This window comes from Cohnella sp. CFH 77786 (assembly GCF_019400745.1).
Lineage (GTDB): Bacteria > Bacillota > Bacilli > Paenibacillales > Paenibacillaceae > Cohnella.
Window position 1 is genome coordinate 41,926 of sequence record NZ_WJIB01000020.1, and the last position, 23,376, is coordinate 65,301.

Below are 23,376 nucleotides of genomic sequence, written 5' to 3' on the forward strand. Positions count from 1 at the left end.
ACCATGATTCTGCGGCAGCTGGCTGGCATGCAGCGAATCATTCGCTGCGAAAGCCCCTATAGCTTTGCGTCGCTGGCTTTCGCCAGGTTTGCCTTTGTCGAGTTATGTTTATAAATGTCGATTGGACATACATTTTCATCATATATCTCTATTTTACTTTTGTGGATAGTTCTAATGCCCTGAATGTGACAAGACTTCTCGTGCGAATTTCCTGCTTTTGAAAGCCCATTTCTGCGATAGTCTAGAGGAGATTCCTTCAACATATTCTAGGATGACCTTACAGGGAAAGAAGGGATGGATTTGCCAACCAGACCAAGAATACCGATGATCAGACCCGGCACCTTTTCTTTCAAAGCCGCTGCCGACGAGTTCCGGATGCCCTACGACGGATATAACGAACAAATCCTTTTTCATCATATCCCTGTATATTTCGATTTTATCGGCGAATCGATTACGCAATTTTGGGATTTGCAGGTTTATTTCGGTTCGTCGGGCAAGTTCGTGATCAACCGCGGAATTACCGGAGACATTACCCCCAACATGCTTCGCCGGTTTCCGGCCGATGTCCTGCAGTTAAAACCCCGTTACGTTCATATCTTGGGGGGGACGAATAACACCTGGAGACTGGATGCCGTGGAGAGGCAACAGAGAAGAACCCCTGATCAAATCGGGCATGAAATCGTCAGGGACATTACGTCGATGGTGCGGCTTTCCAAAAGTCATGGAATAACGCCGATCGTGGGTTCGAACCTTCCGACCGGGAGTAACATTCCTTGCTTTCACTTTGAACCGCTGATCTATTGTCCGAACAATAGTACCGCAATCCGCAATGAATTGCTCGCGGCTTCCAACGGCATCCTCAAGCAAATGGCGGAACGGGAAAGAGCTATTTATATCGATTACCATGCCCATATGGTCGGGCCCGACGGGATGACATTACGGCCCGAATTGGCAGACGATTCTCTTCATCCGAATGTACTGGGCTACAACATCATGGCTGAAGTGTTACGCACAAGTTTATCGGGATATGGAATCGTCATTTAACGTGAAGGCAAGGGCCGGAAGTCCCCGCAGCGGGATCTCCCGGCCCTTATACCGTTATTTCAGAATGTCTTTCACGTTCGCGACCGCGAAGAGACCGGACAGGTGCTGGCCTCCGTCATTGTCGACCGCCGCCCATACTTTGCCGTCCGGCGTGACGGTCAGCCCTTCCAGCTTCTCGAAAGGAGCGATCGTGTCCTTCAGTTCGAGCGCTTTGGTCTTCCGGATCACGGACCCCGCGATGTCGGACGTTTCCTCCGTCACCCCGGCGAAGGGCTTCAAGCCGTCCAGCGTGAACGTGTAGACGGCCTTCAGCTTGGCGGCTCCGCCGACCTGCTTGTCGCGTTCGATCACCGCGAAGCGGTCGTTTCCGAGATTCACGATTTCGGATAAGCCGATCCAATCGCCTTTGACGGAGGTTTTCTCGAGCGGATACAGGAAGAAGTCCCAGCTGTTCTGCTGAAGGTCGTAACGCGCGATGCGGGTATAGCTCGTTCCGCCGACTTTCTGATCCGCGGCATATTCGCGTTGAATCGCCGCCAGAAGGTAACGGCCATCCGAAGAAACGGCAACGCCCTCAAACCCGTTATTGCGGATCACGCCGCCATCGGCCGAGTCGATTTCGAGCGGAAGCGCGACTTTCTTCAACACTTTGCCATGGCTGTCCACCTGGACGAGAAGATTGCCCATGTAATCCTCTTTCTTGAAAGCGGCGTTACCCTCGCTGGCCAGCCAGAAGCCCGGATGTTCGCCGGCCAAGATGGAGGTGTCCGGAGTAATCCCCTCCATGTCGAGATGGGCCGGTTTGCCTTCGTCCAGGACGGCCGCATCGTACGTAAGCTTGGCGGTTCCTTTGTTTAAGCTGATTTTGTAGATATAAGGCTCCATGGCGGCGTCCGGAACGGCATACAGCACTTGGCTGTTCTTGGCGTCAGGGGCCAGACCGGAGATCGCGGCCCAGGAAACGCCCGGATCGGCGATCAGGGTCGGGTTGTTCGCGGACGGCGCATAGGATCCGGAGATTCCTTGGAAAAGGGTGATGGTACCCGTCGTTTCGTCGGATGCGAGGAACAGATTCTTCTGCGGGACGGCCAGCAGGCCTTCCGGACGCGATCCCGTCGGCAGAAACTGCACGAACGCCGGAGAAGCCGGCTTGGCGATGTCGTATACGGCGACGAAGGAACCCCGTTCCGAGCCGACGAAAGCGAACTCTTTCTTGCCGTAAACGGCGGTTTCCATGCCTTCCACTTCGATGCCCTTGGCTTCGGAACGTCCGTCGTCGTATTGGCCGTACTGCGCGGCCTTCCGCTCCAGCGTGCCCTTGTCCGACCAGAGAAGCTTGCCCGCCGGGCTCCAAGCGCTCCAGCCGCGGCCGCCCGTGAAGTCCAATTCGCCTTCGTCCGCCGTATACAGCGCGGTTCCGGCCGCATTCCAGGCGACGGCGTCGGGCATTCTCGCGCCCGCGTTCTCTTCCTTGGCTACGTCTTCGGGATAGGAACCGGTGAAGGCGACTTTGCCGTCTTCGGACAAATCGGCGGGCTGCTTGACCGGCTTGCCGGCGGAGAAGAGGCCGGAGAGCTTGGCCGACTTCAGATCGATGATGGCGACTCCATTATTCTCCTGAAGCGTGACGGCCGCCTTGCCCGAGCGGATGTCGACGAATTCCGGCTGCGGATCCGCGGGGTACAGAAGGCCCTTCTCCGCCATTTGGCGCTCGTTGAACGTAACCGTCCGAACCTTGGATTTTCCGATGTTGGAGGCGTTGACCGTCACGATCTGAACGAAGCCGGGACCGCTGATGTCGCCGGGCAAGCCGGGCTTGTCTTCGTCGATTCGGACTCCCTTGTCGTCTAGGTAGATCGGTTCGTTCTCGATCGCGATCACGGCGACCGTCTGTTTGTTCACCGTCGTGACCGCGATGGAATCCGGGTGGTTGCCGATGTCGAGCGAGCCCCTGATTTTAAGCGTTTTCGTATCGATGGCGAGCAGCTTGCCCGGTTTGATTTCGGGCTTCTCCCCGATTTCCCGCTTGGAAGCGATGACGACGGCGAGCGCGGTCCGGCCGTCCCGGGTGACGGCGACGCTCGTCGGTTCCCCGCCCGCATCAATGGCGGCCAATTGCTTCGGTTTCGCCGGGTTCGTGATGTCCAATACGCCGATGGTGCCGAGTCCGGCGCCGGTGTAGAACAGCTTGCTTCCGTCCGGCGTGGCGGCGATGATTTCCGCGATGCCTCCGCCGGGTACGGCGAAGCGGGCCAGCGGCTTGAATGAATCGACTTGCGAGGGTTTGCCGGCCGCGAAGGCGCCGGAAGCCCACATCGCGGATAAGGCGATGCATGCGCTTAAAGCAGCTGCTAACGGTTTTCTCATGATTTTCGCAATCCTCCATCGGTAGAATAAATGAATAAATCTACTATCCGCTACCAACGTTACCTGGGAGTAAACTCAATTGGATCGATATGTAAATCATGTAAATGGCGCGTTGTGCAGGATTCTCATAAAACCTTAAAGCAACCAAAACAAAGGTTTAATCCGACAGGATTCGCGCACGGGGCGGTTTCTCGGGGAAGAGCTCGGGGTAGGAGAAACAGGCCGGGAAACCGCTTCTGTACGAGGCGTATTCCCGGCCTTTTCAGCGGATCGAAGCATGATCGGATCAGACTCCGGCCTGTCGGCTTAGCGGATCCAAGCATGATCGGATCAGACTCCGGCTTGTCGGCTTAGCGGATCCAAGCATGATCGGCTCCGGCTTAGGCTCCCGACCGTAGGCCGGCGAAGTTGCGGGTCGTTTCCGGCTTCAACCCGAATCAATGTTCTTCATGGATGTCCCGGAGCACGTGGTTCCGGTCCGTCTGGATCTTCCCCTTCTTCCATTTCTTCCGATACCGGTTCGGGATGACGAACATCCCCTTCAGTTTGGACTCGGTCAGGTAGCGAGGCTTGATACGGAGCTTCACGCCGCTGCTCGAGAGCGGCCGGTTGGACGCCAGGCAATACGCCCAATCCTGCCCGTAGGATTTTCTCACGTCCATGTGATAGGGCAGTACGTAGAGACCTGCCGCTTTTATGGTTTTGATGATCGAACCGCTGAATTCGGGCATCTCGGCATTGAGACAAGTGCAAGCGACGGCAATGGCTCCGCCCGGCTGCAGGCGTTCTTTGAGCAGGCGGTAGAAGTTCACGCTGAACAGGCGCCTCAGCTGCGGCACGTCTTCGCTTGGTTCCGGCACGTCGACCACGATCACGTCCCATTTTTGCCGGCTGCCCTCCACCATCGCCCTGCCGTCCTTGACGATCGTCGTGACCTTCGGGTTGTTCAAGGCTCCCTGGTTGAACTTGACGAGCGACTTCAGGCTTTTTCCCAAGTTCATCATGATCCGGTCAGCGTCGACGGCCGTGATCCGCTTGACATCCGGGTACCGCAGCGCCTCGCGCGCCAGAATCCCGCCCCCCCCGCCGATCAGCAGCACGCTGCCCCGGTTTGCGGCGGCCGCCATCGGGATATGGACCAACGATTCCGCCCAGAGCTCGTCATCCTTCGTCGTGCCGAACATGACGTAGCCGTCCCCGTAAATCAACGTTTCGCCTTTCTCCGTTTCGACCACCGCGATCCGTTGAACCGGCGTTTTGATCCGTTTGACCACCCGATACTTCCCGTCCGGCTCGTCCTCCTTGGAGACGTACTCCCGCAAAGACCCGTTTCCGGATTTGCTGCTGCTTGCCATACGGTACCCCCTTGTCGGAGTTTTTGACAAATCGATCATTATGATCTATGACCACGGAGCGCAAAAGGACTGGTCAAGTGGAGGGGCACGCTAAAAAATGGTTTACAAAAGGGTCGGAAAGACATATGATACATACATAACAAACATAATAGTTTAAAAAGTATAAAATGTGGCGGATAAGCCGAGGAGAGGATCGCGATGGACGGATTAAGCGGGAAAACGGTCATGATTACGGGGGCGTCGAGAGGACTCGGACGAGCCCTTGCCGTCGCTTTCGCGCAGGCCGGCGCCAATCTAGCCCTGTCGGCGCGCGGGGAGACGGCGCTTCGGACCGTGAAGCGGGAGCTGGAAGAGCTCGGAGCGGAGGTCGAGGCCGTTACGGGAGACATGTCCGTATCCCGCGACGTCGAGAGATTCGTGGCCGTCGCGGAGGAGGCATTTGGGAAGATCGACGTGCTGATCAACAACGCTTCCATCCTGGGGCCGAGTCCGATGCCGCTGCTGCTCGACTATCCGGAAGCGGATTTCGCCGAGGTGCTGCGGGTGAACGCGGTCGGACCGTTCCTCGTGACCCGGCGCGTCCTCCCCCAGATGCTCACGCGGGGATCGGGTTCGATCGTGAACGTGACTTCCGAAGCGGGGAATGTCGGCTATGCGGGATGGGGAGCGTACGGCATTTCCAAATTTGCGCTGGAAGGGTTGACCGGGACGTGGGCGGACGAAGTGCGGGGGACGGGGGTTCGCGTCAACATGGTCGATCCGGGCGAAATGGACACGGACATGCACGCGCTCGCCGTTCCCGACTGCGATTACGAGTTGGCCCAGCCCCATGAGGTGACGGACGTTTTCCTCTATCTCGCGTCCGATGAAGCGAAAGAGATCAATGGGCAGCGGTATTCGGCGCAGGAATTTGCCCGGGAAAGAAGGGGCGGGGCATGAGCGCGAAATTGGCGGTGTTCGACCTGCCGAGCGAATTGAACGCCACGATGCCGCCGGAACGGAGAGGCGTACGGCGCGATCACGTGAACCTGATGGTGCTGGACCGTCAAACGGGGGCAACGGCGCACGCGCGGTTTTGCGAACTGGACCGGTTTCTCCGGGCGGGGGATCTCATCGTCCTCAACGCCAGCCGTACCGTTCCCGCGGTGCTGCGCGGGAGGTGGAGGAGAAGCGGGGCCGACATGGCCGATCGGCTCGAAATCCGGCTGGCGAGGCGGGTCGACGATCGGATATGGGAAGCTCTGCCGGTAGAAGCGGACGTACGGACGGGAGATACGATCGAATTCGCTCCCGGGTGGGAAGCCGGGGTCATCGATACGGAGCCGAAACCGTTTGTACGTATCCTGTTCACCCTTCACGGCTCCCGGCTGATCGATCATATCTACGCCCACGGCGAACCGGTTCGATACGAGTACATCACCCATCCATGGGAGTTGGACGATTACCAGACCGTATATGCCTCCGTCCCGGGCTCGGTGGAAATGCCGTCGGCCGGAAGGGCGTTCAGCTGGGAGCTGATTTTCAAGCTGCAGCGCCAGGGCGTGAAGATCGCCTACGTCCAGCTTCATACCGGACTGAGCTACCTGTTGGACGATTCCGCGCACCTGGATCCGAGCGACAATTTCGAACGGTACGAAGTTCCGCTGGAGACGGCGGACGCGATCCGGCAAACGAAGGCCTCGGGCGGCAGGGTCGTAGCCGTAGGAACGACGGTCGTCCGGGCGTTGGAAACAGCCGTGGACGAGCGCGGCGATTCGATCGCCCGTTCGGGATGGACGAACTTGCGGATCGACCGTTCCGTGCCGCTCCGGGTCGCGGACGGTCTAATCACCGGCTTCCATGAACCGGAAGCCAGCCACCTGGACCTGCTGGAGGCTTTCATCGCGCCGGACCTGCTGTATCCCGCTTATGAAGAAGCGATCCGCCGCGGGTACCTGTGGCACGAGTTCGGCGACATGAATTTGATACTGTAAAGACGCATGAGCGTGTCGGCCGCAATGGCCCTCGGAACCGGAAGCTTGTCCGTATCATGGAAGATGGAATGCCGCTGATCGCCGTATGTCAGCAGCGTTCCATCTTTTTTCAGGATTCACGTTTCCGGAGACGTTATTTCTGCCAAACCCTCAACTACGAACGCTATAGTGACTTCCGGAGACGTTATTTTTGCGAATCCCCCAACTACGAACGCTGTAGTGACTTCCGGAGAAGTTTTTTCTGCGAAATCCCCGACTACGAACGCTGTAGTGACTTCCGGAGACGTTATTTTTGCGAAATCTCCACAACGAACGCAGTACTGACTTCCGGAGGCGTTATTTCTGCGAAATCCCCACTACGAACGCTGTAGTGACTTCCGGAGACGTTATTTCTGCGAAATCCCCGACTACGAACGCTGTAGTGACTTCCGGAGACGTTATTTCTGCGAAATCCCCGACTACGAACGCTGTAGTGACTTCCGGAGATGTTATTTTTGCGAAATCCCCGACTACGAGCGCTGTAGTGACTTCCGGAGACGTTATTTTTGCGAAACCCTCAACTACGAACGCTGTAGTGACTTCTGGAGACGTTATTTTTGCGAAATCCCCGACTACGAACACTGTAGTGACTTCCGGAGACGCTATTTCTGCGAAATCCCCGACTACGAGCGCTGTAATGACTTCCGGAGACGTTATTTTTGCGAATCCCCCAACTACGAACGCTGTAGTGACTTCCGGAGACGTTATTTCTGCGAAATCCCCGACTACGAGCGCTGTAGTGACTTCCGGAGACGTTAATTTTGCGAAACCCTCAAGGTGAAGAACGTCGGAAAGCCGTATGCGGGAAAACCGCACGTACGGTTTGATGAAGAGGGGCTGGCAACCCCAGCCTTTCACTCTACAAATTTACGGGCAGGCCCATCATCTGGCTCGATTACTCGATTGGTTTCGAGCCATCCGCCGAGTGTCGTATGCTTGTATCGTTGTTTGTTAGATGGTCAGTCGTCGTTTATCCAACTTTTCTTCCCGCCGGCGCCGGATTGGAGTGCATCCAATTGCTGGGCTTGCACAAATTCGGCTTAATTGTTAACCTATTTCTTGCTGAGTGGTTAACAATTAAGCCGATAAAGTTGGTGATGAACGTGAACTCCGGATATGAACGCCTCGCCGCCTTGAACAAGGCGCATGTTTGGCATCCTTTTACGCAAATGAAAGACTACAACGGTTCCGATCCCCTGATCGTCGAGAAAGGGGAAGGCGTCAAGCTGTACGACGTGAACGGGCGCGCTTATTACGACGGGTTCTCGTCGGTCTGGCTCAACGTCCATGGACATAACGTGCCGGAGCTGAATCGGGCGATCGAGGAGCAGCTGGGGCGGGTCGCCCACTCCACGCTGCTCGGCATGGCCAACGTCCCGGCGATCGAACTGGCGGCGGAGCTGGCGCGGATCGCTCCTCCGGGACTGACCAAGGTGTTCTACTCGGATTCCGGGGCGACCGGCGTCGAGATCGCGATCAAAATGGCGTTTCAATACTGGCATAACCGCGGCGCGCGGAAGAAACGAACGTTCGTCACGATGAACCAGGCGTACCACGGCGATACGATCGGAGCGGTCAGCGTCGGCGCCATTCCGTTATACCATGAAGTGTTCCGTCCGATGCTGTTTCCCGCACGCGTAATCCCCTATCCTTACGCCTATCGTCATGAGGGAGGCGCTGCCGGCGCCATGGAGGAGACGCTGGAACGCTTGAGGGATCTGCTGGAGACAAAGGCGGACGAAATTGCCGCGCTGATCGTCGAGCCGATCGTTCAAGGCGCCGCAGGCATGATCGTCATGCCTCCCGGCTGCCTGAGGGAGATCGCCGCGATCTGCAAGCGTCATGACGTGCTGCTGATCGCGGATGAAGTCGCCACGGGCTTCGGGCGGACGGGCAGGATGTTCGCTTGCGATCTGGAGGGCGTGTCTCCGGATTTGATGGTCGTCGGCAAAGGGCTGACCGGCGGTTACTTGCCCGTGGCGGCGACGCTCGCCACGGATGAGGTTTACGACGCCTTCTATGCCGATTACGAAGAGCAGAAGACGTTTTTTCACGGCCATTCGTTCACGGGCAATCCGCTGGGCTGCGCCGTTGCGCTTGCAAGCTTGAAGCTGATGGAAGAGCGGCGGGTCGTCGAGAGCGTAGGTTCCAAAGCCGGGTTCGTTGACCGGAAATTGCATGCGTTGGCGGAAACGCGGCACGTCGGCGAAATCCGGCAGCAAGGACTGATGGTCGGAATCGAGCTGGTTCGGGATCAAGCGACGAAGGAACCGTACGACTGGGCGGAGCGCATCGGCGTCCGGGTATGCGCGCGGGCCAGAGAGCTGGGCATGCTGACCCGGCCGCTCGGCAACGTGGTGGTCTTCATCCCGCCTCTGGCCAGCACGGAAGCGGAACTGGGCGAGATGGCCGATATCCTCGTTCAATCGGTGCGCGACGTAACGGAAGGGCGATCCGGATGAGGGACATGAGAGGATTGTTCGTTACGGGCACAGATACCGGGGTCGGCAAAACGGTCGTCACGGCGGCGCTGGCGGCCGCGCTGCGCGCGCAGGGGGTGAACGCCGGCGTCTGGAAGCCCGTGCAATCGGGCGCACCGATCGGGCTCGGATGTACCGATGCGGAACGGCTGCTCCGCGCTTCCGGAATCGGGGATCCCCCCGAATCGGTCGCTCCGTTCACGTTCGAGGCGCCGCTTGCTCCAGTGCTTGCAGCGAAGAAGGCCGGCGTTTCCTTGACGCTGGAAGGGTTGATCGCGGGGGGCGAGCCGCTCGTCCGACGGTACGAAGCCCTTCTGGTCGAGGGGGCGGGGGGAGTCGCCGCGCCGCTTACCGATCGCGGGCTGGTCGCGGATTTGATCGCCGCCCTCGGCATCCCGGCCCTTATCGTCGCCCGTTCCGGTTTGGGAACGATCAATCACACGCTGCTGACGGCGGCGATGCTGCGCGGACGCTCGATTCCGATCGCGGGCGTGATTCTCAACGACGGCGGGCAGGCGTTCCATCCCGGCGATGAGGATCCGAGCGTGGAGTCGAATGCCGAAATGATCGAGCGCTACGGCGGTCTGAAGGTGCTGGGGCGGTTTCCGGCAATCCGGCAAGACGTTGCCGGGGATGAGCTGGCCGACGTGATCCGAAGGCACGTGCAGATGAACCCCATTTTGGAAGCCATCGGTTTCCATATTTGATACGGAAGGAAGAATCCGGAAAATGGCGATGTATGCGAAACAAACGGATTGGGCGGAGTACGCGCGCAAAGCGCTCACGGGCGAACGCTTGACGATGGAAGAAGGACTCGCCTTGCTCGAAGCCGACGATGACGAAGTGCTGCCGATTTTGCAGGCCGCTTTCCTGGTGCGCAAGCATCATTACGGGAAGAAGGTCAAGCTGAATATGATCATCAACGCCAAAAGCGGCCTCTGTCCCGAAGATTGCGGTTACTGCTCGCAGTCGATCGTCTCGAGCGCACCGATCAAGAAATACACCATGCTGGACAAGGAAACGCTGCTTGCCGGCGCCCGCGAAGCGCTCTCCCGCCAAGCCGGGACGTATTGCATCGTAGCAGCGGGCAGAGGCCCGACCGAGAAGGAATTGGACCAGGTAGTCGAAGCGGTCAAGGAAATCCGCAGCTCGATGCCTCTCAAGATTTGCGCCTGCCTGGGGATCTTGAAGGACGAACAAGCGCAGCGTCTGGCGGAAGCGGGCGTTCACCGGTACAACCACAATTTGAACACGAGCAAAGCCAACTATCCGTCCATCACGACCACGCATACATACGATCAACGGTTAGAAACGGTGGAGAAGGTCAAGACGAACGGCATGTCGCCTTGTTCGGGCGTGATTATCGGCATGGGGGAAACGAACCGCGAAATCGTCGAGATGGCCTATGCCCTCCGGGACTTGGACGCCGATTCGATTCCGGTCAATTTCCTGAACGCGATTCCCGGCACGCCGCTCGAGAACGCGGGCAGAACGCCGCCATGGAAAGCGCTGAAGGTGCTGGCGCTGTTCCGGTTCATCTGCCCGGACAAAGAAATCCGCGTCGCCGGAGGCCGCGAGGTGAATCTGCGGACGCTGCAGCCTCTGTCCTTGTATGCCGCGAATTCCTGGTTCGTGGGCGATTACTTGACGACGGAAGGGCAGGCCGTGACCGCCGATCATCGAATGATCGAAGATATGGGCTTCGAAATCGAATTATGCGCCCTCTAGGAGCGAAGGATGCGGATGGAATGGATGGAGTACGAGCTTGAACGGATGGCCGGCAGTTCGATGGAGCGGTCCCTCCGGACTTGCGAGCCGGCTCCGGGGTTTCCGGGTTACTTGAAACGCGGCGGGAGGAGGCTTCTCAACCTTTCCTCCAACGACTATCTGGGTCTGGCCGGAAACCGGGAGATCGCGGAGGCGATGCGGGAGGCGCTGGAACGGGAAGGCGCCGGTTCCGGCGCCTCCCGGCTCGTGACCGGCAACCGGCAGCCGTATGAACGGTTGGAGCACGCTCTCGCGGAATGGCAGCACAGCGAAGCCGCGCTGGTTTTCTCCAGCGGCTATACGGCGAATGTCGGCGTGATCAGCGCATTGGCGGGAAGGGGCGATGCCGTTTTCAGCGATCGGCTGAATCACGCCAGCATCGTGGACGGCATCTTGCTCAGCCGGGCGGAGCATGTCCGGTATCGCCACAACGATCCGGAGCATCTTGCGTTTCTGCTGGGCAAGCACGCAGGCGCCCGGCGCAAATGGATCGTCACCGATGCCGTATTCTCGATGGACGGGGATCACGCCCCGCTGCACCAATTGGTCGAGCTGAAGCGGAAGCACGGAGCCATGCTGATGGTGGATGAAGCGCACAGCGGGGGCGTTTACGGGAAACGCGGGGAGGGGCTCGCTTTCCTGCTGGGTCTGCACAAGGAAGTGGACGTGCATGTGGGAACGTTCAGCAAGTCGTTCGGAGTCTACGGAGCCTACGTGAGCGGAAGCCGCACGCTCATCCGGTGGCTGATCAACAAGGCAAGGTCTCTCATCTATTCCACGGCCCTGCCTCCGGCGGTCATTGCCGGAGTCGAGAAGGCTTTGGGGCTGGTGCAGGAAGAGAAGTGGAGGCGGGAGAGGCTGGCTTCCGCCGTCCGGGCGTTCCGCTCCGCGCTGGGCGAAGCAGGTTTTACCGCCCCCGCCGGCGACTCTCCGATTGTACCGGTTATTGTCGGGGATAATGAGGCGGCTTTGCGGCTTAGCCGCGCCTTGGAGGAAGCGGGCATCGCGGCGGCGGCGGTTCGCCCGCCGACGGTGCCGGAAGGGACGGCCCGCATCCGCTTTTCCTTGTCTGCCGCGCATGACGAAGCCGAGCTCGTGGATGCGGCCGAACGGATCCGTCAGGCCGGAAGGGCGGCGGGGGTGCTGAGGGGGTGAACTTCCAACCAACGGGACTCCTCTCGCGCGGGACGATCCTCTGGCTGCCGGGCTGGAGCATGCCCGTGGCGGTCTTCGGGCGGCTGCAAGCTCATTTGCCGGAATTTCAACACGTAGGCGCGGACTATACGACCGTCGAAACGGCGGAGGAAATGCTGGCTCTGACGGAAAACGCAGCCAGAAGACATGGGCGGGTGCTGATCGGCGGGTGGTCGCTCGGCGCCTTGCTCGGGCTGAGGCTCGCGGCCGAGGGGCTGGCGGAAGGGCTTGTCCTTTTCTCGGGAACCGACCGCTTCGTCCGACCGGACGAGGAACGGGACAGGGGCTGGCCGGAGGCGTACTTGCGCGGGATGATGACGGGGATCCGGAAGGACCGGGAAGCGGTGGAAGCCAAGTTTCGCGGCATGCTGTTCACGGACGCGGACCGGCAGATCGGAGCGGAGGAGCTGCTGCCGGGAGCCGGCAGCTGGTCGACCCCGGCGCTGCTCGCGGGGCTTCGCGTATTGCGCGAAGCGGAATGCCTTGCCGGAATGAGCCGCATCGCATGTCCAACCCTTCTCGTTCACGGTACCGGGGATGCCGTTTGTCCATACGGGGCGGCGTTGGAAATGGGCGAACGTCTGCGGCAGTCGGAAATCACGATGTTGGAAGGCTGCGGCCATGCGCCTTTTCTCGGGAGAGAAGCGTTCTTGGCGGAAGTCATAAGGAGTTGGTGGGATGAAAGGGCGAATCGTACGTCAGTTTAACCGGAGCGCGGCTGCAGGAAGCTACGATGTCCATGCCCATGTACAGCGCGTAATGGCGGAATGGCTTATCGAAACGGTTGGTGGCGGGCCGGATCGCCTCGACGTGCTGGAAATCGGCTGCGGAACCGGCCTCTTCACCGAGCTGCTCGCGCAACGGTGTCCTCGTTCGACCATCACCGCAATCGACATCGCTCCCGCCATGCTCGCGGCTGCGGAAGAACGGCTGGCTGCGTGCCAGTCGGTGCGCAGCCGAATTCCCGTCCGTTTTGTGCAGGCCGACATCGAGATCTGGGCCGGGGCGGCCCCGCCCGCTTCCTTCGACTTCATCGTCTCGAATGCCTGCTTCCAATGGCTTGCCCGTCCGGGAGACACGTTGAGAAGCTTGACCCGGCTTCTTCGCCCGGGAGGCGTTCTCGCGTTCGCGACCTTCGGACCCGAAACCTTCCGCGAGATGCATCAGGCGTTCGAAGAGGCGTACCGGCTGCTGGGCGCGGAACCGCGGCGACACGGCTTGGAGCTGCACGCGGCGGAGCAATGGACAGCCTGGCTGAACGCCGGCGGCTACTCGGACATCCATTCCCGCCGCGACATCCGGGTGGAGGAACACCCCGCGGTCCGCGATTTTCTCCACTCCGTCAAATCGCTCGGGGCAAGTGCGTCGGAAGCGAGTTCGTCCCCGGGTTTCCTGCGGCGTCTGTTTCGCGATATGTTCGCCGTCTACGAAGAGAAGTTCCGCTTGCGGGACGGGATCTCCGCGACCTACGAGCTGTTGCTGCTGCAGGCGACCCTCCGGTAATCTCCTAAGGGCTTCCAATTCCGTCAGATGAACAACATGGGTTACGATGCCTGATGCCTGATGCCTCAGGCCTCTGCGGTAATTCCTGCGTGCCAGGCATCGCGAGGCAGAAGCTATTCTTCTTTCCCCGAACCTTCCAGGATTTCCTCCAAACGTTCCGCCAGTCGTTGCATCGTCGATTTCGCACCTTCAAGTGCGCCGTACTGCTTGACCGCTTTCTCGAGTTTTTCGGCTGACTGGAAGAGCGAACGCATCGTTAACTCCGTGAGGTTGCCCTGTTCCTCGAAGGTTGCTGTGACATGGAACCGTTCATCCTCTTCGAGATCCCCGTGGGAGTAAACAAACGTTCCGGGTTTGAGATTTCGCGATAGGTGATTTTGTTGTCGTAGTCGACGCCGCCCGGCCCGTGCATGACGTAAAGCCATACGCCGCCCGGCCGGAAGTCGAATTCCGACACGGTGATCGTGAACCCTTTCGGCCCCCACCAACGCTTCAAGTGCTCGGGATCGCTCCAGGTTTCGAATACGAGCCTGCGGGGAGCGCGGAATTCGCGCGTGACGGTAAGCTCCCGGTCTTTCACGGATGTGGTGACGGCATTTGCGGACATGATTCGGATTCCTCCCTTGAAGAAGTAGATTTCATGCCTATAACATACCCAATATGGAATATACCTGTCGAGGGATATTTAAAGGAGGAAAAACGCCAGCCCCGAAGGAAGGCGCGTTTCTCCGCCCGCGAAGAATCAAGCTTGGGCAACGGCTGCTTTGGGTTTCCTGAACAGCCGGCTCAAACTGCTCCAATTGATGAGGAAGTTGCCGGCCAGAATGATCGCGACGCCAACCCCCGTTAGCCACGTGAAGGTTTCCCGATAGAACAGTACCCCGATGACGAGAGCGATCAGCGGCGAAACGTAGAGCCAGGTCGACGGAAAGACGGGATTCGTCTTCGCGACGAGCCAGTAGAACAGCGTGTGGCCGATCATGGATCCGGCGACGGTCAGATAGAGCAGCGATCCGATGGCGTTTGCCGAAAACAAGCTGCCGGCGCTCACCTGCTCCGTGAATGCGGACAATACGAGCAGCATCGCGCCTCCGTAGAGCATCTGGACCGCGTTCATCGCGACGGGCGACTCCTGACGGAACCGGTCGGTCACCCGCTTCGTGTACAAGGCGCCCGCGGAGTAGCAGAACTCGCCGAGCAAGATCAGGGCGGAACCGATTGCCCACCAGATGCCTGCGGATACCGTGAGCTTAGGCAGTACGATCAGGAAGACGCCGGCGAAACCGGCGACGCATCCGACCATGGCAACGGCCGATGTCTTCTGCCGCATGAAGGCGGCCTGCAGCAGGAGGATCATCAGCGGTCCCGCTGCCGACAGCACCGCGGCGATACCGGAAGAGACGTGCTGTTCGGCCCAGTACAAGGTCGCGAACGTGGCGAACGTCAAGCAGAAACCGGTAACCAACATTTCTTTGCGCAGGAGCAGGGTTAACCTCGTTTTATGCCTCCACACCGTCCAGCCGAGCAAGATCAGTCCGGCCAGAAAGAAACGCAGTCCGGCCAGAAAAAACGGGGACGCCGACGCGTCCACCCCGATTTTGATCGCCAGGAACGTGGTGCCGAAAATGATACACATAAGCAAATAGTTGAATAGAATCATCGCTGCTGTCCTCCTCGCGTTATCAAAACGACATTCTCCGTCCCGGAGGTCGACAAAGTCGTTTTTACTTGGGTATCATATAACAAAATGAATAGAACAGATACGCAGAGATAGAACAGATTGACCGGTTCCGTATGCGATAATGGAAGCCGAGGGGGGGCTTACGTGTGAAGAACGGAAGAGCGGCGAAATCCGATCATTATCTATTCAGGCAAATTTACGACCATATGGTAACCCGAATGGAACGCGGCGAGTGGAAAGCCCATGACAAGCTTCCCTCGGTCCGGCTCTTGGCCGAGCAATACCGGGTGCACCGGCTGACGGCGTTCCGCGCCTGTACGTTGCTGAAGCAGCACGGGAAAGTGTACGTGAAGGATAAATCCGGCTACTACGCCAGCCCGGTCGATCCGGCAAGGGAAGCTTCGGGGCGTGCGGAAATCGGCGTCGGTCCCGCTGTCTGGCGCGTGAGGAACGACCTGATCGGCATTCAGGAGACCCCCGTAGACTACCAATTCTCGCAAGCGCTCATCGATCCGAACTTGCTGCCGAACCTCTATCTGTCCGAATATGTGAAACAGGTTTTCGACGATTACCCGAAACTGATGGGAACTTACTCCAACGCGCAGGGAGACGAGGAGCTCCGCGAAAACCTCTGCGGGTATCTCGCGGGCCGGCGCCGCATCCCGATATCCGCGGGAGACATGCTCATCACGACGGGAGCCACGCAGGCGATCGATCTTCTGTCCCGCTTGTACGTCAGACCGATGGACGCCGTCCTGGCGGAGCGGCCGACCTACAGCGCGGCGCTGGACATCATCCGCATGCACGGGGCGCGCTTGATCCCGGTCGACATCCGTCCGGAAGGCTACGATCTGGACCGGGTCGAGGCGCTGATGAAGCGGGAGAGGCCGCGACTCTTCTACATGAATCCGACCTTCCAGAACCCGACCGGCTATACGGTTCCGGTGCAGACGCGCAAGCGTCTCGTGGAATTGGCGGAGCGGTACCGTTGCCTGCTCATCGAGGACGATTCCTTTCACGAAATGTTTTTTGACGAGCCGCCTCCGCCTCCTCTGCTGACATTCGACACGGAGGGATGGGTGGCGCATCTTCGCAGCTTCAGCAAATACGTGGCGCCCGGCCTCCGGGTTTGCGCGGTCGTCTGTCGTCCTGCCGTGATGGCGCCGCTCGTTACCGCCAAATCGCTCGCCGACAACGGGACCCCGCTCGTGAATCAGAAGATTTTCCTGCATTATTTCCGTTCGGAACGGATGCGGACGCACATGGAAAAGCTGCGCATCGCCCTCCAAATCCGGAGAGATCTCATGGAAGAAGAGTTGGCCGATACCGGATGGGAATGGGCAACTCCGAAGGGCGGGCTCAGCCTGTGGATCCGGTTGCCCGAAGACATCCCCGTCGATCGGCTGCTCGAAGCCAGTCTCCGGGCCTCCGTCTCCTTCGTGCCGGGCTTCATTTGCGATCCGCTGAGGGAGATGCGGTCTTTCATCCGGCTGAGCTATTCTTACATGAACGAAAGCCATCTGCGGGACGGCGTCCGAAGACTCGTGAGCCTCGCGCGGGATGTCGCCGTCCGGCAGGGCTGAAGGGGTGACCGTCTCTCCTGACCGGCGAGGTTGTCAGCGGGTGTTGCCCGGTGTTACCGGCTGCTCTCTCGCGCCTCGTCGCCGGAATCGGCGCGGATCTCCTCCGGAAGCCGTTTGGACATGCCGGGTACCTCCCGGGGTTTGTAGTTGACGACATCGGAGGAATAGATCGAGACGAACATCCGTCCTCCGCTCGCCAATGCGCGGATCAGGATCGGTTGATTGTACGGGTTGCGGAAGGCGAAATCCGGTCCGCCCCAGCTGACCGTCGCATCCCGCCCCGGCGGCACGTAAGGCACGTGCCGGCTATGGGAGTAGCGGGCCAGGATCTGCAGTCCCGCGCGGTCGACGGCGTTGAACAGGGTCGACGAAACTTGGCAAATCCCCCCGCCGATATCTTCCGCCATTTCTCCTCTCACGATAACGGGAGCCCGCAAATACCCCCGGTTCCGGGTGCGCACCCCGACGATCCGGTTAAACGAGAAGCTTTCGCTCGGGAAAACGACGTAGTTGTTGATCGTCTGAGCCGCCAGCTTGATGTTATGCGCACGGTTCTTGTTGCCGGGGTTGAAATAGGTGACGTAATGCCCGATCGGTTTCTCCCGGATCGTGGCCAGCAATTCGGCGTCGACCTTGGGATAGAGGGGGGAAAACGGGACGTCTAGGAAAGCGGGGCCTTGGCCGAAGTAAGCGGCGTAGAACCGGTCCGTGAACGCGCTGCGGTCCAGACGGCGGCCGGGCTGCTCCGGCACGATGCCTCCGGATGGCCCGATCGTGGCATTTCGCGGTGCTTGATAGACCCGGGCTTCCACGTCGCGGAGCAGCCGGTCGAGCTTGTCCGGGTCGGCGAGCGGCAGGGCCGGCAGCGCAAATTCGGCGCGGTTCACGCTCAGGAGGGGAGCCTGATCGTTCTGTATCGTGATGGGATCTTGCATCGGCTGAAGACCGAATGCCGCACTGGCGATCCACAACCAGCAACATCGCATGGTCCACCTCGGAGGTATTTGAAATTTTAGGAATAGTATCGCTTATGCGGCCGCCGATTATGAGGAACGGCGATCAATCGCGTTTGCGGAATATAGGAAACAGCGATCATTCGCGTTGGCGATTATGAGAATCGGGCGGTCATTCGCGTTTGCGGAATATTGGAAACAGCGATCATTCGCGTTGACGATTTTGAGAACCGGCGGTCATTCGCGTTTGCGGAATATTGGAAACAGCGATCATTCGCGTTGACGATTTTGAGAACCGGCGGTCATTCGCGTTTGCGGACGGAACGGTTGGGGCTTGCGGTTTTCAGGCAATTTTCAGCGGAAATTAAGGGTCGGATCAGGTTTTTCGGGTAAAGTGGAAGGCAGAAGAAAGGAGGGGTTCGATGCGTTTGCCCGCGCTCCTGCAGGGACGCCGGTTCCTTATCTATGCCTTCCTGATCGTAGCCGCCGCTTGCGGGATCCGATTCCTTCTCGCGGACAGATACGCGGGTTTCGTCACGGATCAAAGCCTGTTCGTCCAGTGGATGGAGACGATCCGCAGATACGGATTGGGCGAAGCGTATCCGCGGAACGGCAGCATCAATTACCCGCCTCTGTTCCCGCTGCTCCTGGATCTTTACGGCGAAGCGTTGAACCGGCTCGGAATCGCGGTGCAGGCCGGCTCGTTGTCGTTTAAGGGGGTACTGCTCGCGATCGACCTGGCGGCGATGCTGGCCGCCGTGAAACTGACGGCCGGCGCGGGGGGCGCCCGCTGGAGACTGATCGTTCTGGCTCTGTTCGCGCTGAATCCGGCGTTCATCGCCGACAGTGCCGTCTGGGGCCAGGTCGACTTGCTGCACAGCATGCTTATGGTGCTTGCGGTCGTGGCGATGCCAAGGCGTCCCTGGCTTAGCGGCCTATGGGCCGGATTTGCACTGTTGGCCAAGTTCCAGGCGGTGACGGTGCTGCCGGTCGTCGGGACGTACTTGTTGGTTCGGCTGGTCAGGGGGCGAAGCTTCCGGGAAGCAGCAGGCTGGCTGATTGGATTCGCCGCTCCGCTGGGCGTTGCCGCCGCGTATTTCGCGCGGGCGGGAAGCTTGTCCGCGATGTTCCGGCAAGCCTACGCGGATGCGGTCGGCCAATATGCGAGCGCGACGGTCAATGCCGCGAACGTCTGGTTCCATCTGCTCGGCGTCGATCCTTCGGCGTCCGATTCGGAGCCGTACTGGGCCGGCCTTACGCTTCGAACGATCGGCCTTCTCCTGTTCGGGGCCGTGACGGCTTTCGTTTGCTTGTATATCTGGATCGCGCTGAAGGACCCGGAGAAGGAGAGAGCGCCGGAGGCCGTATTGCTCAAGGCGGCGGCCGCCATCGGCTTCGCGTTCTTCATGCTCCCGACGGAGATCCACGAGCGATACGGCATTCCCGCGATTGCCTTCGCCCTGTTCGCCGCGCTATACGACCGGAGGTGGATCGCGGCTGCCGGGACCTTGACCGTAACGATGCTCGTCAACGTGCTGGCGGTTCTCCGTTCGGGCCGCAGAGGCTTCGGTAGAGGCGGCCGGAACGGGGGTGGATTTCGACCGGGCGGCGGCAGGGGATGGAGCGGCGGCAGTGTTCCCGATGCCGGAATGAGCGAGGGCGGGACCCGCCATCCCGATCGAGGCTTCGCGGGACGGGGAGACGGCGGTCTTGGCGGATTTCCGTTTGGCGGAGGGCCGGGAACGACGCTCTCCTCCGGTTATGTATGGGTCGCCGCCGTGAACGCTTTGCTGCTGATTTGGCTGCTGTGGGCACTCTGGCGGGAGATGTCCGCGGTCAGGGCAACCGTGCGGGAGAGCGTGCAGGACGCTCCCGCGGCGCATTGAACCGCACAAGTAGCATTCGGCCATCCCGGAAGAAGAGACGTTTATGATCCCTTATATCAGCGTGAAATTGAAAAGAGGGGACGGTCCGGCGGATGCCGGCACGCAGGAGCGGTTGGGCCGGTTGCTGAAGTCGCTCGAGCAGGCCGTCGTTCCACTTTCCCCCGCGATTGAACGGAAAACCGCCCTCCACCACAGGCAACGGCCCGGAGCGACGAACGTTCCGGCTGTTGCTTTATGCTTTTTTTAGACTTTCTTTACGGATTCCTTGAAGCCGCGGGATATGATCGTATTATACGTCCCCGTACGGTGGAAGGAGTGCGGAAGCGATTATGAAAACGAAAAAGATTTTGTGGTGGCTCGCAATCGCATCGTTCGGAATCATGGTGCCGTTTATGGCGCCTTATTTCACGCTGGATCCGGCGGGGAGCCGGGTTCCTGTTGCGCCCGGAACGGTTCAGTATCCGGCCCTCCTCGCCCATATCCTTTTCGCCTTCATCGCGTTGGTGTCCGGGTTCCTGCAGTTTGCGGACCGGATTCGGCTCCGGAACCCGAAGCTGCACCGGAACCTCGGCAAAGCGTACGTCGCCAGCGTATTCCTGAGCGGGCTCATGTCGCTCGTTCCGTTGTCCTGCATCGAAAATTTCGCCAAAGCTGCGTCCTTCCTTGCGCTGGCGATTTTGTGGCTGTTCACGAGCTGGAAAGGTTATCGCGCCGCCGTGAAGCACCGGATCGAGGAGCATCGCGTCTGGATGGTCCGCAGCTTCGGGATGACGTTGGTGGCGGTTAGCGGCCGGCTGGTCGTCCCGTTGCTCCTGCTGGCGTATTATGTCTTGCACGGATTCTCCCTTCCCGAAGGAAGGGAGAAGATGGTGGAAGAGGTGCTGAACGCGAACCTCTGGGTCGGCATCGTACTCAATTTCGCGATCGTGGAGTGGATCGTTCTTCGGAGAATGAAGGGGAATCAGGCATCCGGGCGCTGAGCCGACACGACCGCGGAGCTCGGCGTACGCATGATCCGCAGCCAGCGGTCGGCAGCCCGCTTTGCTGAGCTCGTCGAATGTTTGGACAGGGGAAACTTCGGATTCATGTCCGGCAGACTTTCCTGTTGGATCGCGCGGCGGCCGCCCACCGGGAGGTCGAGTCCGGACACGGCAGGTGCAATACCCCGGAAAAACCCGGTTAAAGCGCCGCAAACCGAACTCATCGCCTGATGCAACCCGGAAAAACCCGGCTAAAGCGCCGCAAACCGACTCATCGCCTGATGCAACCCGGAAAACCCCGGCTAAAGCGCCGCAAACCGACTCATCGCCTGATGCAACCCGGAAAAACCCGGCTAAAGCGCCGCAAACCGAACTCATCGCCTGATGCAACCCGGAAAAACCCGGCTAGAACGCCGCAAACCGACTCATCGCCTGATGCAACCCGGAAAAACCCGGCTAAAGCGCTGCAAACCGAACTCATCGCCTGATGCAACCCGGAAAAACCCGGTTAAAGCTCTGTAAACCCGAACTCATCTCTCTAGTACCCTGAAAAAACGGTAGAAGAACTAGGCGTGAAATCGTTTTGTCGGGCGGGTTCTTAAGCTTGAGGACCGACTTAACGTGTCGGCTGAGTTATGGTTGGCAAGGTTTAAGCTTGAGGACCGACTTAACGTGTCGGCTGAGTTATGGTTGGCAAGGTTTAAGCTTGAGGACCGACTTAACGTGTCGGCTGAGTTATGGTTGGCAAGGTTTAAGCCTGAGGACCGACTTAAAGTGTCGGCTGAGTTATGGCTGGCAAGGTTTAAGCTTGTGGCCGACTTAAAGTGTCGTGTGAGCGGCGCGAGGCAATCGAAGCGATGTCAAATGGACGAGCGAATGTGAGCCGACGCGCCCGGAAAGTCCGAAACGAGGCGGATTCCCCGGCGTTTCGGCTCTATTTGACGCCGAAGCCGGAACCCGCCGGTTTCTTCTCCTTGCGCGGCCACAGCGTGTAGCTGAAGCTGATCAGGAAATCGATCCCGAGCACCAATGACCATAACCGCACCGCCTGGAGCAAACTCGCCGTGCGGTTTGCGTCCCCGATCCAGAGGATGATGCCATACAGCAAAGCGCACCCGATCGCCCAAGCGAGCAGATGAAGAGACCAGCCGCGACGCTCGTTCCGGGCGTGCTCTTCGCCGAATTTGGCCTTCGCCGCCGGGGGAGGGCCGCCCGCGAACCGATGGGCGAAGCGGACGTCAGCCCATCGGATCATCCGATGGCCGTAGGCCACAGAGACGCCAATATAGACGGCCGCCATGCCGTGGGTGAAACCGGCCGTCGCACCGCGATGCAAGTCGTAGGAGGCTGACGCAAGAAGGATCAGATCGATGACCGGGGTGCAGGCGAGGAGAACGGCTCCGGTTCTCCGCATTCCCAGCAGGTAGCGGCATGTCAATCCGGCCAGCACGAACACCCAGAACGCGATTTCGCAGCCGACGATCAACGCGAGTACCATGACAGCTCCAACTCCTTTTTTAGGACATCTGTATGATAAAAACGAAGTTATTATAACACACTTGTGCTAAAAAACAACGGTGAGCTATAATAAGTCCATGCCGAAAATCGTGGACCATCAACTACGTAAGGAACAATTGGCCGAAGCGGCCTGGCGGGTCATCCGACGGGAGGGCCTGGAAGGGCTGTCCGTGCGCCGGGTAGCGGATGAAGCGGGGATGTCGCTCGGATCTCTGCGCCATTACTTCGAGACGCAAGCCGAGCTTCTCGCGTTCTCCATGCGGCTCGTCTCCCAGCGTGCGAGACGGCGCATCGAGAACCTGCCGTTCACCGGCGATGTCCGACGCGACATCGAGATGATCATCGCGCAGCTGTTGCCGCTGGACGAGGAGCGGCTGGCCGAAGGCGAGCTGTGGCTCGCATACGCCGGCAAAGCGCTGTCCGATCCCGCCATCCGCGCCATGAGCCTGGAAGTGCACGACGAGCTGTACCAGGGGTTTCGGAGGATGGTCGAAGGCATGGTCGCGAGTAAGCTCGCGCAAGCCGGGATTGACGCCGAGAGCGAGACGAAGGCGCTGCATGCGCTCGTGGACGGTCTGGTCGTCCATTGTACGGTTTTTCCGGAACGGGTGCGGGCGGAAGAACTGATGAATATCGTCTCGTACCATCTGGACCGCATTTTCGAGAGATGATCCGTCTTAGGGTGCTGGAGATGCCCGAATACCTGGATCGCAGCCCGTTCACGTATGGGTTCTACGCCGCTAACTTCGGTCAAGGCCTCGTCTACATAGACGCCCCGTTTTCCGGTGCGGACAAGCTGCGTCAAGTGGTTGATAGCCGTCATTCAGCGCCGAATCGTGCGCAGGAAGCCGCGCGTATTGCCATAAGCAAATAGCGAAACCGCGAGCGACTTCCGGATGAGCGGGAAAACTTCCCACAAAAATGCACCCATTCGCTGTTTTCGGCGCATTTAGATGGAAAATTTCCCATTCATTCATGCTTCAACACACGTATATCCGATTCGCAGCCATTTTAGTGGGAGCTTTTCCCTCTATTTGCGCTCCCGTTTCCCGC

19 protein-coding genes, 1 pseudogene and 1 riboswitch are annotated in these 23,376 nt (G+C 59.4%); of the genes and pseudogenes, 13 read left to right on the forward strand and 7 right to left on the reverse strand.

Annotation, left to right across the window (positions count from 1 at the left end):
- Positions 1–10 precede the first annotated feature (10 nt).
- A riboswitch (cyclic di-GMP riboswitch) is annotated at positions 11–103 on the reverse strand.
- Positions 104–300: 197 nt separating this feature from the next.
- Positions 301–1,044 carry a GDSL-type esterase/lipase family protein gene (locus GE107_RS22845; RefSeq protein ID WP_255570784.1) on the forward strand — a complete coding sequence of 248 codons (744 nt, stop codon included), beginning with the start codon at positions 301–303 and terminating at the stop codon, positions 1,042–1,044.
- A 54-nt stretch (positions 1,045–1,098) separates the two neighbouring features.
- On the opposite strand, the gene GE107_RS22850 is transcribed toward GE107_RS22845, so the two are convergent.
- Both GE107_RS22850 and GE107_RS22855 read right to left on the reverse strand, forming a co-directional pair.
- On the reverse strand, positions 1,099–3,411 hold the full coding sequence (locus GE107_RS22850; RefSeq protein WP_219643554.1) for an esterase-like activity of phytase family protein: 2,313 nt from the start codon (positions 3,409–3,411) through the stop codon (positions 1,099–1,101).
- Between the two features lie 437 nt (positions 3,412–3,848).
- A complete protein-coding gene (locus GE107_RS22855; protein WP_219643556.1) occupies positions 3,849–4,766 on the reverse strand; it encodes a spermine/spermidine synthase domain-containing protein in 918 nt (305 codons plus the stop codon).
- Between the two features lie 198 nt (positions 4,767–4,964).
- Here GE107_RS22855 and GE107_RS22860 point away from each other — a divergent pair, with 198 nt between their 5' ends.
- The 8 genes from GE107_RS22860 (at position 4,965) to bioC (ending at position 13,722) form a co-directional block, all read left to right on the forward strand.
- Complete coding sequence (locus GE107_RS22860; protein ID WP_219643558.1) at positions 4,965–5,705, forward strand: SDR family NAD(P)-dependent oxidoreductase; 741 nt, start codon at positions 4,965–4,967, stop codon at positions 5,703–5,705.
- Complete coding sequence (locus GE107_RS22865; RefSeq protein ID WP_219643559.1) at positions 5,702–6,739, forward strand: S-adenosylmethionine:tRNA ribosyltransferase-isomerase; 1,038 nt, start codon at positions 5,702–5,704, stop codon at positions 6,737–6,739. The genes GE107_RS22860 and GE107_RS22865 overlap by 4 nt, the downstream gene beginning before the upstream one ends.
- Positions 6,740–7,875: 1,136 nt before the next feature.
- Complete coding sequence (gene bioA / locus GE107_RS22870) at positions 7,876–9,240, forward strand: adenosylmethionine--8-amino-7-oxononanoate transaminase (RefSeq protein ID WP_219643561.1); 1,365 nt, start codon at positions 7,876–7,878, stop codon at positions 9,238–9,240.
- 5 nt (positions 9,241–9,245) lie between these two features.
- Positions 9,246–9,965 carry a dethiobiotin synthase gene (bioD, locus tag GE107_RS22875; protein WP_255570786.1) on the forward strand — a complete coding sequence of 240 codons (720 nt, stop codon included), beginning with the start codon at positions 9,246–9,248 and terminating at the stop codon, positions 9,963–9,965.
- 28 nt (positions 9,966–9,993) lie between these two features.
- The gene (bioB, locus tag GE107_RS22880) at positions 9,994–10,986 is read left to right on the forward strand and encodes a biotin synthase BioB (RefSeq protein ID WP_370636504.1); all 993 of its coding nucleotides are present in this window, start codon (positions 9,994–9,996) and stop codon (positions 10,984–10,986) included.
- 15 nt (positions 10,987–11,001) lie between these two features.
- A complete protein-coding gene (gene bioF / locus GE107_RS22885; RefSeq protein ID WP_219643567.1) occupies positions 11,002–12,180 on the forward strand; it encodes an 8-amino-7-oxononanoate synthase in 1,179 nt (392 codons plus the stop codon).
- Positions 12,177–12,926, forward strand: a complete 750-nt coding sequence (locus tag GE107_RS22890; protein ID WP_370636500.1) for an alpha/beta fold hydrolase — start codon at positions 12,177–12,179, stop codon at positions 12,924–12,926. Before bioF ends, GE107_RS22890 begins: the two co-directional genes overlap by 4 nt.
- Positions 12,898–13,722 (forward strand): malonyl-ACP O-methyltransferase BioC, encoded by an 825-nt coding sequence (gene bioC, locus GE107_RS22895; RefSeq protein ID WP_219643568.1) that lies wholly within the window; start codon positions 12,898–12,900, stop codon positions 13,720–13,722. The genes GE107_RS22890 and bioC overlap by 29 nt, the downstream gene beginning before the upstream one ends.
- A 113-nt stretch (positions 13,723–13,835) precedes the next feature.
- Here bioC and GE107_RS22900 read toward each other — a convergent pair.
- Positions 13,836–14,329: pseudogene (locus GE107_RS22900) on the reverse strand (SRPBCC family protein).
- A 135-nt stretch (positions 14,330–14,464) separates the two neighbouring features.
- Positions 14,465–15,382 (reverse strand): DMT family transporter, encoded by a 918-nt coding sequence (locus GE107_RS22905; protein WP_219643571.1) that lies wholly within the window; start codon positions 15,380–15,382, stop codon positions 14,465–14,467.
- Positions 15,383–15,549: 167 nt separating this feature from the next.
- Between GE107_RS22905 and GE107_RS22910 the strand changes: the two genes are divergently transcribed.
- Complete coding sequence (locus tag GE107_RS22910; protein ID WP_370636501.1) at positions 15,550–16,986, forward strand: aminotransferase-like domain-containing protein; 1,437 nt, start codon at positions 15,550–15,552, stop codon at positions 16,984–16,986.
- A 53-nt stretch (positions 16,987–17,039) separates the two neighbouring features.
- On the opposite strand, the gene GE107_RS22915 is transcribed toward GE107_RS22910, so the two are convergent.
- Positions 17,040–17,972 (reverse strand): VanW family protein, encoded by a 933-nt coding sequence (locus GE107_RS22915; RefSeq protein ID WP_219643573.1) that lies wholly within the window; start codon positions 17,970–17,972, stop codon positions 17,040–17,042.
- Positions 17,973–18,361: 389 nt separating this feature from the next.
- On the opposite strand from GE107_RS22915, the gene GE107_RS22920 reads away from it, so the two are divergent.
- Both GE107_RS22920 and GE107_RS22925 read left to right on the forward strand, forming a co-directional pair.
- On the forward strand, positions 18,362–19,825 hold the full coding sequence (locus GE107_RS22920) for a glycosyltransferase family 87 protein (RefSeq protein WP_219643574.1): 1,464 nt from the start codon (positions 18,362–18,364) through the stop codon (positions 19,823–19,825).
- Between the two features lie 329 nt (positions 19,826–20,154).
- Complete coding sequence (locus GE107_RS22925) at positions 20,155–20,805, forward strand: DUF2306 domain-containing protein (protein WP_219643576.1); 651 nt, start codon at positions 20,155–20,157, stop codon at positions 20,803–20,805.
- On the opposite strand, the gene GE107_RS27440 is transcribed toward GE107_RS22925, so the two are convergent.
- Positions 20,787–21,029, reverse strand: coding sequence for a hypothetical protein (locus GE107_RS27440; protein ID WP_483298242.1), 243 nt, complete (start codon positions 21,027–21,029; stop codon positions 20,787–20,789). The genes GE107_RS22925 and GE107_RS27440 overlap by 19 nt on opposite strands.
- 710 nt (positions 21,030–21,739) lie before the next feature.
- Positions 21,740–22,303 carry a hypothetical protein gene (locus tag GE107_RS22935; RefSeq protein WP_219643577.1) on the reverse strand — a complete coding sequence of 188 codons (564 nt, stop codon included), beginning with the start codon at positions 22,301–22,303 and terminating at the stop codon, positions 21,740–21,742.
- A gap of 97 nt (positions 22,304–22,400) precedes the next feature.
- Between GE107_RS22935 and GE107_RS22940 the strand changes: the two genes are divergently transcribed.
- Positions 22,401–22,994, forward strand: a complete 594-nt coding sequence (locus tag GE107_RS22940) for a TetR/AcrR family transcriptional regulator (protein ID WP_219643578.1) — start codon at positions 22,401–22,403, stop codon at positions 22,992–22,994.
- Positions 22,995–23,376: the final 382 nt, after the last annotated feature.